Genomic DNA, 14804 nt, shown 5'->3' with positions numbered 1-14804 from the left:
TCGTGCACTTAGTTATTTTACCATATAAAAAGATAAAAAAATAGATGGGGATGTATCCCACATCTACTTTTTGTACTATAAGGAATGATTGAGTATAAGCGAGACTTAGAAATATCCAAATTTTTCTAATCTATTACATCTTAAACGATATAATTTGGAGCCTCTTTCGTAATTTGTACATCATGTGGATGGCTTTCCCTTAAGCCAGCATTCGTAATTCGAATAAATTTTCCGTCCTGGCGCAATGCTTCAATGGATGCGGTACCGCAATATCCCATGCCAGCACGTAGCCCTCCTACTAATTGATGAATCGTATCTGCTAAAGGACCCTTATATGCTACACGGCCTTCAATTCCTTCTGGCACAAGCTTCTTCGTCTCAGATTCCTCCTGGAAGTAACGATCCTTAGAGCCTGCTTTCATCGCCCCAACTGAACCCATGCCTCGATACACTTTATACTGTCTACCTTGGTAGATTTCTGTTTCTCCTGGGCTTTCCGTAACACCTGCAAACATACTTCCGAGCATAACAGCATGCGCGCCTGCTGCTAGTGCTTTGACAATATCCCCAGAGAATTTAATACCACCATCTGCAATAACAGGTACGCCATATGGTGCAGCAGCTTTTGCACAATCATATACAGCTGTAATTTGTGGAACGCCAACCCCTGCAACTACTCTAGTCGTACAAATCGATCCAGGACCAATTCCAACCTTAACAATGGAAGCACCTGCTTCTATTAATGCTTTTGTTGCTTCCGCCGTCGCAACGTTTCCAGCTACAATATCTAAATCAGGATAAATTTTTCGTACTGCTTTTACTTGGTCAATGACGCCATTCGAATGGCCATGAGCAGTATCAATGACAATAACATCTACACCGGCTTCTACAAGCTTTTCAATTCGTTTCATCGCATCACCAGTAACACCCACAGCTGCTCCTACGAGTAACCTTCCTTGAGTATCTTTGGCTGCTTTAGGAAATTCGATCACTTTTTCAATATCTTTAATTGTAATAAGCCCTTTTAAAGTTTGTTTATCATCTACTAGTGGAAGCTTTTCAATTTTATATTGCTGCAATATTTTCTCTGCTTCTTCTAGTGTTGTACCAACAGGTGCAGTTACGAGCTGTTCCTTCGTCATCACATCAGAAATAGCTATGGAATAGTCTTGAATAAAGCGCAAATCACGATTTGTTAAAATACCGACTAGCTTTTGTTCCTCAACATTATTTACAATAGGTACGCCAGAAATGCGAAATTTCCCCATAAGATGTTCTGCATCATATACTTGATGCTCTGGTGTCAAAAAGAATGGATTGGTAATTACGCCACTTTCTGAACGTTTTACACGATCTACCTGCTCTGCCTGTTCTTCGATGGACATATTTTTATGAATAATTCCAATACCACCTTGACGAGCCATCGCAATTGCTAAACTTGCTTCTGTTACCGTGTCCATCCCTGCACTCATCAATGGTGTATTTAATGTAATTTTATCCGTTAACGTTGTACTTACATCTACATCCTTCGGTAACACCTCGGACTTCGCTGGCACTAGCAAAACATCATCAAAAGTTAAACCTTCTTTTACAAACTTATCTTCACGCATTCATTATCCTCCTTTTTTAATTTAGCAATGGAAAGCAATTCCTGTTGTAACCATTTTGTGGCTATATGCAAACTTACATGTATGGTTAATCCGTACTGAGATAAACTAAAATAAGATCTATTTTTATATACAATACGCCAATGGATTAGCTTTTTCAACCCGATTTTAAAGGAAATAAAAAGTAAATGGATTCAAAATTTTTGCATAGTTAGAAGGTGTGTATATGCTTCGTGAAGATATTTTTTTAACTTATTTACAATCGCAGCAGACGGCTCAATCCTACTTACACCATTGCTATGTAAAAAATAATGTAGTCGATGCAGAAGTGAATAGTTATCATAATTGCAACGCTTTTCTCTATTATATGGATCATGGAAAGCGTTTCTTTGAACAAGGGAGAAAGACAGAACCATTTATGCAGCCGATCCTTTATTTTTACGGCATGGTTCACCTTATTAAAGCTTGTTTGTTAACAAAGCGTCCTCATTATCCAGAATCAACAAATTTATTAGCACATGGTGTAACTGCAAGAAAAAAGAAGAAGAAAAATTATCATTTTCTAAACGATGAAGTAAAGGTACAGCATAATGGACTCTTTCCATACTTTTCAGAGCATTTATTTGCGCTAGAAACCCCGTTTGAAAAACGGAGTATGCAAAAATTACTCGCGCTCATTCCCGAAATGCAACCTGTTTTCCAGTTAGATCAGAATCCGCATTTGGCAGCTGTAGGAAGAATATCATCACCACTGTTAGAATTTCCAGTTCATTTGTTAGATAGCTATCACTTAACTGAAGCGGCTTTTATAAAGCGAATTCAAGCATACGTACCTCCTATTAAATATACAGATACGGATAAGCAAAAGATTCGAATGGAGGTAGAGGAACCTATTTTAGAGCCTTGTGGACCATTTTTTATGCAACAACATTCAAGGGAATTATATTTCCCGATCTATCGGGAAGATTTTTTCCCCATCCATGAGGTAATGGTTCATTACTTAGTACTTTACAATTTAAGTATGCTCGGTCGCTATGAAACGGAATGGTGGGGCGACCTTTTTGTCCATAAAGCTGATGTTGATTTCCCTTATATATCACATTTTTTAGAATTGGCAGCTTGGAAAACACCAGCTTTACTTATGAATGAATTATACAAGCAACGTAAAATTTAGAAACAAAATGTGTAATTACGGATAAAACCCCTTAAAGTGGATTAATTAAAATCTGGGAGACTTCTTTGAAAAACGTGTAGAAAGAAGTCTCCTTATCTTTCTACTATAGGAAAGTATAGCGTTTTTATGGTTTATAGTATAAGTAAAATGGCGGTGTTCTTCCGCCATAGAATTGGCGAAAAGACGAGTTTTTCTAAAAAGATAAGAAAGTATAAAATTTGTTGCTTTGGCATACGGACTCAACGAAATAGCCATGTCCGGCTCCAGCACCCAGCAACTAGGCGACTTCACGAAATCGCCCTACGATAAGTCATCATCGGTTCGTTCTAAATAGGGAGTCCGACTAAAGACGGGCTTGCCGGAGGGCGCCGGCATACTCCTGTTGCAGGAGCATGATTCCTAAAACTTTAGTTGATTCGTTCCAGTCGCTACGTTGCTAAACGGGTGCTTGCGCCTTTGTTCTCCCTATTAGATCTATACTGCTTTTTGTCCTCCAATCCAAGGAAGCCATTACAATAATACTTCAATAAATAAGTCAGGATAATTTTCTAAAGCAATAATTTGATTATCTTCTAACCGTACCATAGGACGAGTTGGTTTCTTTTCATCCGTAAATACAATTTCAGCTGTTTTTTGATTGGATAGCTTCACCTTCGTACCAATCGAAAACTGTGTCATCATTTGTATAAATAACTGAATAATTTCTGGATCTAACTTTGTAAACTTTTCGGTCTGCAATACTTCTATAACTTTAAACGGAGACTGCTTTTGTTTATAGTAACGTTCGCACGTCATTGCATGGTAGGTGTCACAAATAGCTATGATTCGAGCATACCGATTGATTTTCCTTTCTTTTAACCCAGAAGGGTACCCGCTACCATCAAGTCGTTCATGATGCTGTGAAATGGCTTGTTTTATGTCTGACTTTAGAATAGGCACGTTTTTAATGAATTGATAGGAATATGTTGGATGGTTTTTAATTTCATTCATTTCGGCTTCCGTTAGCATAGTCTCTTTTTCAATAATGATAGGATTTATCCTTGCCATTCCACAATCACTCAACAATCCTCCTAACCCTAATTGCAACCATTCTCCTTTAGGAAATTCAGATTTATAACCAATATACGCTGCTAATATCGCCACGGCTATATGATGATGGTAGATGTAATCTTCTTTTTTAGCATAATGATGCAATTTAAATACATACTTATTTATCTCTTCCATGTTATCTAATAATGGTATGATTAAAGCACGAACTTCTGTAATATCAATGCGCGCACTGTTCTGCCATTTAGCAAATAGTTTTTTGTATTGTTGGACAGTACGTTGATATTGCTTAGAAAAAGATGTGGTAGGATGTGTAGCCACTTTTACCGTTTCGGTTTGCACTTCTTTCTGTATGTGGCCTTCAGCCTGTTTTTCGGAAACATCGACTTTTTCAATGAGAAACTTATGTAAAACAGTAATATGTTCCTCTGTAAGCACTGTATGCTTAGGAATGATAGCACGATGTGATTTGCCTTTCACATCGCGAAGCAACACACAACCTGGTGAAAGTGCATTGGTTTCAACCCACAAGTAAATTCCCCCCTTCGCCTTTATGTAATCGATTTCAAAACGATGATTAAAAACTGCCACACCATGGTTAGTGGCTGGAGGGAGGACTCCCTCCGTTACCATCTATCCATTCATGTCTACTAGTAGATCCGTTTCATTGAAATTTATTCGTGGCTCGATTCCGCTTCGTCTTGTTCTTGCTCTTGATCTGTATTTTCCTCTTCATCTGGTTCGATTCGAGCAACTGTTGCTACTTCTTCATCTTCATGCAAACGAATTAAACGAACCCCCATTGTGTTTCTTCCTGTGACCGAAATACTTTCAACTGGAATACGAATAAGCACACCAGCTACGGTAATCAACATCAAATCTTCTTCTCCAGAAACCGCCTTAACTGCAACAACGTGACCAGTTTTTTCTGTTAGATTACAAGTGAATATACCTTTCCCACCACGGTTCGTCGTGCGGTATTCCGACTCTGGCGTTTGTTTTCCAAAACCTTTATTCGTCACGTGGAGAATATTCGCATCTTCTTGTAAGATCTCCATCGATACAACTTCATCATCTTCTCGTAAAGAAATACCTTTTACACCTGCTGCACTTCTTCCCATTGGACGAACTTGGTCTTCAGGAAAACGAATGAGATATCCATTTTTAGTCGCGATCATGATATCTTTCATTCCATCTGTCAGACGTACAGATATAAGTTCATCGTCTTCTCTAAGACCTACTGCGATTAAACCACCTTTTCGTATATTAGCAAATTGCGCTAGCGAAGTGCGCTTAGAAATACCATGCTTCGTCGTAAAGAATAAAAATTGATTTTCCATATAGTCATTAACAGTTATTACTGCATTGACCCACTCGCCTTTTTCTACTTGCAACAAATTAATAATTGGTATCCCTTTTGCAGTTCGACTAAATTCAGGGATCTCATACCCTTTCGCTCTGTATACTTTTCCTTTATTCGTAAAGAATAAAATCGTATCATGTGTCGAAGTAGAGACAAGATGCTCAACAAAATCATCCTCGTTCGTTCCCATACCTTGTATACCACGGCCACCGCGATTTTGCGTGCGATAAGTGGAAGAAGGAAGGCGTTTAATATAACCTTGGTGAGTTAACGTAATCACAATATTTTCTTCAGGGATTAAATCTTCATCCTCAAAGAAATCACTACCACCAATTACAATTTCTGTACGCCGATCATCATTAAAACGTTCTTTGATTTCAGCAAGCTCCTCACGAATGATTTCTAAAACCTTTTCTTCATCAGCAAGAATGGCTTTCAATTCTTCAATGAGCTGTTTTAATTCTTTATATTCATCTTCAATTTTTTCGCGTTCTAAGCCTGTTAAGCGTTGCAGACGCATATCTAGAATGGCTTGTGCTTGCTTTTCTGATAAATCAAAACGTTCCATTAAACCGTTACGGGCAATATCTGTCGTTTTGGAGTTACGAATTAGTGTAATCACTTCATCTAAATGGTCAAGTGCAATGCGCAATCCTTCTAAAATATGTGCCCTTGCTTCTGCTTTGCGTAATTCAAATGCTGTTCGCCGTTTTATAATTACTTTTTGATGCTCTAAATAATGCTCCAAACATTGTTTAATCGTTAACACTTTTGGACGTCCATCAACAAGTGCTAACATATTAATGCCAAATGTTGTTTGCAATGCGGTATGCTTGTACAAATTATTTAAAACAATATTCGCATTGGCATCACGTCTAAGCTCTATAACGACTCTTAAACCGTCACGATCAGATTCATCACGCAAATCCGTTATACCATCAATGCGCTTGTCTCGAACAAGCTCCGCAATTTTTTCAATCAATTTTGCTTTATTTACTTGATAAGGTAATTCAGTGGCGATAATTCTCGGCTTCCCGTTCGCTGTCTCTTCAATTGTTACTTTTGCGCGAACAGTAATGGAACCTTTTCCTGTTTCATATGCTTTTCGAATCCCGCTACGACCAAGAATTTGCCCAGCAGTTGGGAAATCAGGCCCATGTATATACTCTCCCATTAACTCATCAATCGTAATATCTGGATGCTTACTCAATGCGAGTACCGCATCGATCGTTTCTCCTAAATTATGTGGTGGAATGTTTGTCGCCATACCTACCGCAATACCAGATGCACCATTCACTAACAAATTCGGAAAACGTGCTGGAAAAACGACAGGTTCTCTTTCCGATCCATCATAGTTATCGGCATAATCAATGGTATCTTTATTAATATCTCTTAGTAATTCCATAGAAATTTTCGACATTCTTGCTTCGGTGTAACGCATGGCCGCTGCTGAATCGCCATCAACCGAACCAAAGTTCCCATGCCCATCAACAAGCATATTTCGATAACTAAAATCTTGTGCCATACGCACCATGGCTTCGTAAACAGCTGAGTCACCATGTGGGTGGTACTTACCAATTACTTCTCCTACAATACGTGCTGACTTTTTATACGCTTTATCTGCATGCATACCTAAATCATTCATTGCATATAATATTCTACGATGTACAGGTTTTAAACCGTCACGAACATCAGGCAATGCACGAGAAACAATTACACTCATAGCATAATCTAGGAATGATGTACGCATCTCTTTTCCGAGATTAATTTCCTGTACTTTTGGACGTTGTTGATCCGCCATTATCCGACTACCTCCATTTTACTCATATAACCAAGCAGTATTAAATGTATTATGTCTTTATCCGATTCATTTGGTAATTGTGTTAGAAAAACTTATCTTATCTCCAGTTTTCCATTACATTTTATATATCAAGATTTTTTACATATTGTGCATTTTCTTGGATAAAGTTACGTCTTGGTTCTACTTTATCACCCATGAGTACATCAAAAATTTGATCCGCATCGATTGCATCAGATAATTCTACCTGTAGTAATGTACGCGTATCAGGACTCATCGTCGTCTCCCAAAGCTGCGTTGCATTCATTTCTCCCAGACCTTTATATCTCTGTAATCCAGGCTTAGGCGCTTTTGGCAATTCTGCTAAGATTTGCTCCATTTCTTTATCATTGTATGCATAGTGAACAGCTTTTCCTTGCTGAATTTTATAAAGCGGCGGCTGAGCAATATATATATATCCATGCTCGATTAACGGTCGCATATATCGATAAAAGAAAGTAAGTAATAGCGTACGAATATGGGCTCCATCTACATCCGCGTCTGTCATTAGAACTATTTTATGATAACGGGCTTTGGAAATATCGAAATCTTCGCCAATGCCTGTTCCTAATGCTGTAATAATGGAACGTACTTCATTGTTCGACAAGATTTTATCTAAACGTGCTTTCTCCACGTTTAAAATCTTTCCTCTTAAAGGTAAAATAGCTTGAAAATGCCGATCTCGACCTTGCTTTGCGGAACCTCCAGCTGAGTCTCCCTCCACAATGTACAATTCACTAATGGACGCATCCTTAGAAGCACAGTCTGCTAATTTCCCAGGTAAATTAGATACTTCTAAAGCGCCTTTTCTACGTGTTAATTCTCGTGCTTTTTTAGCTGCGTCACGTGCTCTAGAAGCCATTAATCCTTTTTCTACAATAATTTTAGCTACAGTAGGGTTTTCAAATAAAAACTTAGAAAATAGTTCACTAAAAACAGAATCTGTCACTGTTCGAACTTCACTATTTCCTAATTTCGTTTTCGTTTGTCCCTCAAATTGTGGATTTGGATGTTTAACAGAAACAATTGCTGTCAAACCTTCACGGACATCTTCCCCAGATAAATTCGGATCGTTTTCTTTAAATAGATTATTCTTTCTGGCATAGTCATTAATGACGCGGGTTAGCCCTGTCTTAAAACCAGCTTCATGTGTACCACCTTCGTACGTATGAATATTATTCGCAAAGGAATATAAATTACTTGCGAACCCATCATTATACTGAAGTGCTATTTCTACAGCAATTCCTTGGTCTTCTCCTTCTGCGTAGAAAGGCTCATGCAAGACTTCTTTTGTTTGATTAATAAACTCTACATAAGAACAAATACCACCTTCATAACAGTAGCTAACAGGCTCCTTATCCGTACGTTTATCTTCAATGGTTATTGTCAAACCTTTATTTAGAAATGCCAATTCACGAAGACGCTGTACTAATGTATCAAAATTATATTCTGTCGTTTCATCGAAAATAGTGGGATCTGGCGTAAAATGAACAATGGTACCAGTAATATCTGTTTCGCCAATAACCTTTATTTCCCCTTGAGGGACACCTTTTTCAAACCGTAAGAAATGAATGTTATTGTCTCGGTGAACATAAACTTCTAAACTTGAGGAAAGGGCGTTTACGACGGAAGCACCAACACCATGAAGTCCTCCAGAAACCTTATAACCGCCACCGCCAAATTTACCGCCGGCGTGTAGTACAGTCATAATGACTTCTAACGCTGGTCTACCTGTTTTTTTCTGAATATCAACAGGTATTCCACGCCCATTATCTTTAACCGTAATGCTATTATCTTTTTCAATAAATACTTCAATGTGATCACAATAACCGGCTAAAGCTTCATCAATACTGTTGTCTACAATTTCCCATACGAGATGATGTAATCCCTTTTCACTTGTTGATCCAATGTACATTCCAGGTCGTTTTCGTACAGCTTCTAAACCTTCCAAAACTTGAATCTGGTCTGCATCATACGCCTGTTCCTTCATGACTTTATCATCCATTGACATGTTCTCACTTCCATTTCTATACTTCTTCCGATTCCAGTTCTTTTATATCATCTGAAAAATCATCAAGCTTACTAATCGTTGAAATCATACTTGCTCTTTTTTTCAGTGTAGATACAGATAAGGAGCTATAATAAATGCAATCTTTTGTTATCATGACGGATTTTGCTTCTTCCTGTGTACCTTCTAATTTTTTTTCTGTAGCAGCTGCTACCATATATTCTTCCATTATCGTTGATGATGAAATTAGATGGTAATCAATGATCGCAATAACATCATTGGAACGTATCACATGGTCATTTCCAATATGGATAAACATGACGATTCCCCCGTATTTAAGATTCTACTTTTCCATCCTTCACCCGAAAAATGGCTGCTTGGTTTAATGTTTCATGCTGAATACCATCTACACTTGTTGTGGAGACAAAGGTTTGCACCTTTCCTTGAATAGTTTCTAATAAATGGGACTGTCGGTAATCATCTAATTCGCTTAAGACGTCATCTAGCAGTAAGATCGGATATTCCCCGACTTCGTTATAAATTAATTCAATTTCCGCCAATTTAACCGCTAAAGCTGTCGTACGTTGTTGACCTTGTGAACCGTAAATTTGTACATTTTTATCATTTACATAAAATAATAAATCATCTCGATGGGGACCAATTAACGTTGTTCCTCGATCTATCTCTTTATCTTCAATTTCGCTAAATTTACGATTATATATATCTGCTATTTTTCCCTTATTCGCTTCTTCTGATACGTCTATTGTCGGATCGTAAGCAATATGCAACGTTTCTAACTGACGGCTTATACCATAATGAATTGGACTAGCCCATTTTCTTAGCAAAGTCAAAAAAACAAACCGCCTTTCTAATAAAGTTGCGGCATGTTCAATAAGCTGATCGGTTAAAACGTACAACATCGTTCGATCTTGGGTAGATTGTCGTTGTAATTGCTTTAATACGTGATTCCGCTGTTTAAGAATCTTTTGAAACTGGCCTAGATGATAAATATAGCGCGGTTGGATTTGACCTAGTTCCATGTCCATAAACCGTCTGCGAACTTGTGGTGCACCTTTGACAAGTGTTAAATCCTCTGGAGCAAACATTACGACATTAAAGGCTCCAATGTAGTCACTTAATTTCTTTTGCTCCATGCGATTTAATTTTGCCTTTTTCCCCTTTGCGGAAATGACAATTTCAAGCGGAAAAGACTGATTTCGTTTGGTTACTCTACCTTCTATTTTAGCATACTCTTCTTCCCATTTAACTAGTTCCTTTTCCCTGGGGGTGCGGTGGGACTTCGTAAACGCTAATAGGTAAATAGCCTCCATTAAGTTTGTCTTCCCTTGTGCATTTTCACCTATAATCACATTAATTGCATGATCAAAAGTCATATCTAGGCATTCATAATTGCGATAATTTTTTAATTGGAGTTGTTGTATATGCATGTTTCATCCTCTTTATTCAGGAAATAGTTCGCTAGGTTTTCACAGCTTCTTAGCTTGTAAAATTATGCAGATTCATTTTTGTGGAAGCTAAAACATTTTTGTTTGTGGCGACTATCTATGAACTACAGCAGTTGGTTTGTAAATATCTATTCTCGGTCCACTTGGAAACATCCAACTTCATCTATTTCTACCTTATCACCAGCATATAACTTTCTTCCACGACGATGTTCACGCTCGCCATTTACAAGTACACCAACATCTTGTAAATATGCTTTCACCATACCGCCAGAGTCTAAGATATTGATTAATTTTATAAACTGCCCCAATTGGATATATTCCGTTTGAATCATTATTTTTTCACACATTGTTTATCACTCATTTTCTTTTCTTATTAATACTTTTTGTAACCTTCCATTGCATGTTAGCAGTCTTTTCAATATATAACGATATAAAAGAATGACGCTCAATCTCTCATATTCCTATTTTACTAAAGATTTGCCTTTAAGGAAAGGTATCCTACTTCTTTTCTAAAATAAAGTCTCTGTAAGGCTTTAAATCTGTTTGTAAAAGCTGTTTTTAGCTTTGTTCAGGTGTAAAATAACATGTAAAGCTTTTTTAACTATAGGAAAATATAAAAGTTTAAAACTTTATAGTATAAAAAACGACAGCGTTTTTTCGCCATAAGACTTGGCGATAATTCATCATCGGTTCGTCGCCTCACCGTAATTCCTTTATCTCAGTTAATTCGTTCCAGTTGCTACGTTGCTAACCGGGCGCTTACGCCTTTGTTCTCTCTTCTAATGCAAAGGAGCCGAACAATCTGTTTATAATTGTTCGGCTTCTTATTTCATCTGTTTAATATGTGCGTACGGGTAAAATCAATTGCAGAATCGAATCATCTTCAACTGGTTGGATAATAAATGGGCGCATAGCACCTGTAAAAGCAATTTTTACTTCTTCATAATCAATTACTTTTAACGCATCAATCATATATTTTGAACTAAACGATATTTTTAAATCTTCACCTTCCATAGAGGAAATGGAAACTTCTTCAGTGACATTCCCTATTTCTGGATGATTACTGGCGATTTCTACCATATTATTATTTTTTGTTGTTAAACGAACAACATTATTTCGCTCTTCTTTAGCTAATAAAGATGCACGATCGATTGTATGTAATAAATCTTTAGTACTTACATATAAGATCGTTTTACTCGCATCAGGAATTAAACGTGATGTTTCAGGGTAATTGCCATCAAGTAGTCTAGACAAAAATTGCAAATGCTTCGTACGGAATAAAATCTGGTTATTCGTTACACTGATTTGAATTTTTTCTTCGCTATCATCCATGATTTTATTTAATTCATTCAAGCTTTTTCCTGGCACAACCACATTTGAAAATTCATTCGTCGTTTCTGTTACGGGAACGGTTCGTGAAGCTAAGCGATGACTATCTGTCGCTGAGAAAGTGAGTGTTTGATCAGCTAATCTCATATTCACTCCAGTTAAAATAGGTCTTGTTTCCATGGTTGATACCGCAAAAACAGTTTGTTTAATTAAGCTTTTTAAAAGGTCAATTGGGAGTTCAAAACTGTCATCTGTTTGTAATTTAGGTAGTTGTGGATATTCTGCTGCATCTTGTCCATTTAGATTAAATTCTGCTTTACCTGAGCGAATCGTTACTTTTAAACTTTCATCAACTTCTATTTCCACAATTTGTTCTGGAAGTTTGCGAACAATATCAGGAAAATATTTGGATTGAAGTACAATACTACCTTCTTCGATATGATCTACATGAATAATTCCCTCTTCTTCAGCTGGAATATAAGATTCGATGGATATATCAGAGTCACTTCCTGTCAATGTTATTCCATCTTTTCTTGCTTCCAACTTTATTCCCGTTAAAATAGCGACAACTGGACGAGATGAAATAGCCTTCATGACGTTTTGTACGGCCGTCATTAGTTGATCTCGCTGTATAACAAATTTCATATATTTTTCCTCCTAATGGAAGTTTCCTATATATTTATGTTTACATTTTTGTACGTTTATTTCCTGCATACATATATATATTTATTAATAAAAAATAATAGTAATAATAATAAGGCCTGTTAGTATGTGGAAAACTAGCAAACATTCAACTTGTACAAGTTATTCACATGTGGATAACTTGTACATAAGTAAGTACTGCTTATACACATTGTTAACAAGCCAAAATAAAGTAGCCATCCATTTTAGTGTTGAAAAGGGGGTTTAAGAAGATCGCTTACCCTAAAGTTTTTTTATTATAAGCATAAACACATGTTAAAGAAATAGATTTGCATCTATAATGGACATTTAGTAGCTGCTTTACATTGATTTTATTTGTTCTTTAAGCTCTTCCAATTCTTTAGCTAGCTGTGTATCTTTATCGATCAATTTGGATATTTTTTCATGCGCATGAATGACGGTTGTATGGTCTCTTCCTCCAAATTCCTCTCCAATCTTAGGCAGAGAAGAATCGGTCATTTCTCTTGATAAATACATAGCTATTTGACGAGGAAAAGCAATGGATTTTGTACGTTTTTTAGCTAAAAAATCTTCCAACCGAACATTGTATCTCTCACCAACTATTTCTTGAATACTAGCAATGGTAACTACTTTTGGTTTATTACTAGGAATAATATCCTTTAAAGCATCTGCTGCAAGGGAAGCATCGATGTCTTGATTAACCAGTGATGAGTAGGCAACGATACGAATGAGTGCCCCTTCTAATTCACGGATATTTGTATCAATTTGGTTTGCAATATAGAGCATTACTTCATTAGGAATATCAAGACCTTCTGCTTTAGCTTTTTTAGTTAGAATAGCAATTCGAGTCTCCAAATCAGGTGGAGTAATATCCGTAATCAATCCCCATTCAAACCTTGATCGAAGTCGATCCTCCAGTGTAGGAATTTCTTTTGGAGGTCTGTCACTAGAGATAATAATTTGTTTGTTGTCATCATGCAGTGCATTAAATGTATGGAAAAACTCTTCCTGTGTTGATTCCTTTCCGGCAATAAATTGTATATCATCAATTAATAAAATATCTACATTGCGATACTTATTGCGAAAATTGACGGTCTTATTATCCATAATGGCGTTAATAAATTCATTGGTAAATTTTTCTGAAGACAAATAAACGACTTTAGCTTCCGGATTATGATCTTGAACGTAATGACCGATTGCATGCATCAAATGGGTTTTCCCTAAGCCAACTCCACCGTAGATGAATAGGGGGTTATATGCTTTTGCTGGCGCTTCAGCTACAGCTAAAGAAGCAGCGTGTGCAAAACGATTACCAGCTCCGATGACAAACGTATCAAATGTGTATTTTGCGTTTAACAAAGATTTCGAGTGATCATTAAGCTCGTTTCCTTTCCCTTGATTTGATGTAGGAACAGCTTCTGCATCTTTAGTCGTACTAGGAATAATAAACTTAGTTTCTATTTCAGCTCCGGTTATTTCTGTTAAGATTTCCGAAATAAGCCTCGTATATTGATTTTCTAACCAATCTCTAGCAAATTCATTGGGGGCAGAGACGATGAGCGTATTTTTGTCTAAAGTTTCTGCTTTGGTATTTTTTAACCACGTATCGAAGCTTGGCTTACTAATTTTTTCTTCTATCTTTTCAAGCGCTGCAGTCCATATTTCTTGTATATTTTCCAATCAGGAGTTCACTCCTTTCTAATAGTAGATAGATCATTCATTAATCCGTATATAACGGTTAACCAATCAAGTTGATGACAGAGAATGAAATATTGTCATCTTTCTATGTTAGTAGCATATACATGACAGAAAAAGCCTCTCTCAATCCTATAGTCCATGTTCCATGAACAATTTTCTAGATGGAAAGGCATATGGTAATCTCCATATCGTAATTTCTTGTCTGTGGATAAATATAATTGATGAGTAAAAGGGAAAGATAGATTTATAAACGATATCCACATTGTTGTTGATAACCTTAAAAACAAGTATGTTTATAAGTATCCACACCTTATCCACAAACTGTGTATAAGTGTAGTTGCTTTTTTTTATTTTCACAGGTTAAACACAAATATAATATCAGAAAAAAGTAAGAAGTGCAATGGCTTTTCGACGCTTATCCACAAAGTCCATAGCTTGTAGACAAAATTTATCCACACCACTATATTTTGTGAATGATTTGTCGATAATTGTTGTGGATAGAGAAAAGGGGATATTTATCTGTCAACAGAGGCTGTGGATATATGAAATATTTCTGGGGAGGACTTGAAGACTAGTTTTTAGCAAAAAAAGAGAAGGCACTCTATTATAAAA

General features: G+C 36.7%; 10 protein-coding genes. 1 reads left to right on the top strand and 9 read right to left on the bottom strand.

Going from position 1 to position 14804, the window contains the following annotated elements:
- Window positions 1–140: 140 nt before the first annotated feature.
- Window positions 141–1610, bottom strand: coding sequence for an IMP dehydrogenase (gene guaB, locus B2C77_RS01600; protein WP_077702095.1), 1470 nt, complete (start codon window positions 1608–1610; stop codon window positions 141–143).
- Between the two features lie 223 nt (window positions 1611–1833).
- Between guaB and B2C77_RS01595 the strand changes: the two genes are divergently transcribed.
- A complete protein-coding gene (locus B2C77_RS01595; protein ID WP_077702094.1) occupies window positions 1834–2781 on the top strand; it encodes a YaaC family protein in 948 nt (315 codons plus the stop codon).
- A gap of 510 nt (window positions 2782–3291) precedes the next feature.
- Here B2C77_RS01595 and B2C77_RS01590 read toward each other — a convergent pair.
- From B2C77_RS01590 to dnaA, 8 genes are all read right to left on the bottom strand, one after another.
- Entirely contained in the window at window positions 3292–4359 is a 1068-nt protein-coding gene (locus tag B2C77_RS01590; RefSeq protein ID WP_237342810.1) for an HD-GYP domain-containing protein, read from the bottom strand.
- A gap of 143 nt (window positions 4360–4502) precedes the next feature.
- Window positions 4503–6992, bottom strand: coding sequence for a DNA gyrase subunit A (gene gyrA / locus B2C77_RS01585; protein ID WP_077702092.1), 2490 nt, complete (start codon window positions 6990–6992; stop codon window positions 4503–4505).
- Between the two features lie 121 nt (window positions 6993–7113).
- On the bottom strand, window positions 7114–9039 hold the full coding sequence (gene gyrB / locus B2C77_RS01580; protein WP_077702091.1) for a DNA topoisomerase (ATP-hydrolyzing) subunit B: 1926 nt from the start codon (window positions 9037–9039) through the stop codon (window positions 7114–7116).
- Window positions 9040–9055: 16 nt separating this feature from the next.
- Entirely contained in the window at window positions 9056–9355 is a 300-nt protein-coding gene (remB, locus tag B2C77_RS01575; protein ID WP_077702090.1) for an extracellular matrix regulator RemB, read from the bottom strand.
- 16 nt (window positions 9356–9371) lie between these two features.
- Window positions 9372–10484 carry a DNA replication/repair protein RecF gene (gene recF / locus B2C77_RS01570; protein WP_077702089.1) on the bottom strand — a complete coding sequence of 371 codons (1113 nt, stop codon included), beginning with the start codon at window positions 10482–10484 and terminating at the stop codon, window positions 9372–9374.
- A gap of 146 nt (window positions 10485–10630) precedes the next feature.
- Window positions 10631–10834, bottom strand: a complete 204-nt coding sequence (gene yaaA / locus B2C77_RS01565; protein ID WP_438272953.1) for a S4 domain-containing protein YaaA — start codon at window positions 10832–10834, stop codon at window positions 10631–10633.
- Between the two features lie 505 nt (window positions 10835–11339).
- The gene (dnaN, locus tag B2C77_RS01560; RefSeq protein WP_077702087.1) at window positions 11340–12476 is read right to left on the bottom strand and encodes a DNA polymerase III subunit beta; all 1137 of its coding nucleotides are present in this window, start codon (window positions 12474–12476) and stop codon (window positions 11340–11342) included.
- Between the two features lie 357 nt (window positions 12477–12833).
- The gene (gene dnaA / locus B2C77_RS01555; protein WP_077702086.1) at window positions 12834–14174 is read right to left on the bottom strand and encodes a chromosomal replication initiator protein DnaA; all 1341 of its coding nucleotides are present in this window, start codon (window positions 14172–14174) and stop codon (window positions 12834–12836) included.
- Between the last annotated feature and the right edge of the window lie 630 nt (window positions 14175–14804).

The sequence above is a fragment of the Virgibacillus dokdonensis genome (genome assembly GCF_900166595.1).
GTDB lineage: Bacteria > Bacillota > Bacilli > Bacillales > Amphibacillaceae > Virgibacillus > Virgibacillus dokdonensis.
The sequence above is the reverse complement of the archived record's forward strand: the minus strand, read 5'-3'. Positions and strand labels throughout refer to the sequence as shown.

What these genes read in the sequence shown, in the direction of transcription:
- gyrB (WP_077702091.1), bottom strand. Translation starts at nt 9,039, where the DNA reads ATGTCAATGGATGATAAAGTCATGAAGGAACAGGCGTATGATGCAGAC.
- B2C77_RS01595 (WP_077702094.1), top strand. Translation starts at nt 1,834, where the DNA reads ATGCTTCGTGAAGATATTTTTTTAACTTATTTACAATCGCAGCAGACG.
- dnaN (WP_077702087.1), bottom strand. Translation starts at nt 12,476, where the DNA reads ATGAAATTTGTTATACAGCGAGATCAACTAATGACGGCCGTACAAAAC.
- gyrA (WP_077702092.1), bottom strand. Translation starts at nt 6,992, where the DNA reads ATGGCGGATCAACAACGTCCAAAAGTACAGGAAATTAATCTCGGAAAA.
- guaB (WP_077702095.1), bottom strand. Translation starts at nt 1,610, where the DNA reads ATGCGTGAAGATAAGTTTGTAAAAGAAGGTTTAACTTTTGATGATGTT.
- yaaA (WP_438272953.1), bottom strand. Translation starts at nt 10,834, where the DNA reads ATGATTCAAACGGAATATATCCAATTGGGGCAGTTTATAAAATTAATC.
- recF (WP_077702089.1), bottom strand. Translation starts at nt 10,484, where the DNA reads ATGCATATACAACAACTCCAATTAAAAAATTATCGCAATTATGAATGC.
- remB (WP_077702090.1), bottom strand. Translation starts at nt 9,355, where the DNA reads ATGTTTATCCATATTGGAAATGACCATGTGATACGTTCCAATGATGTT.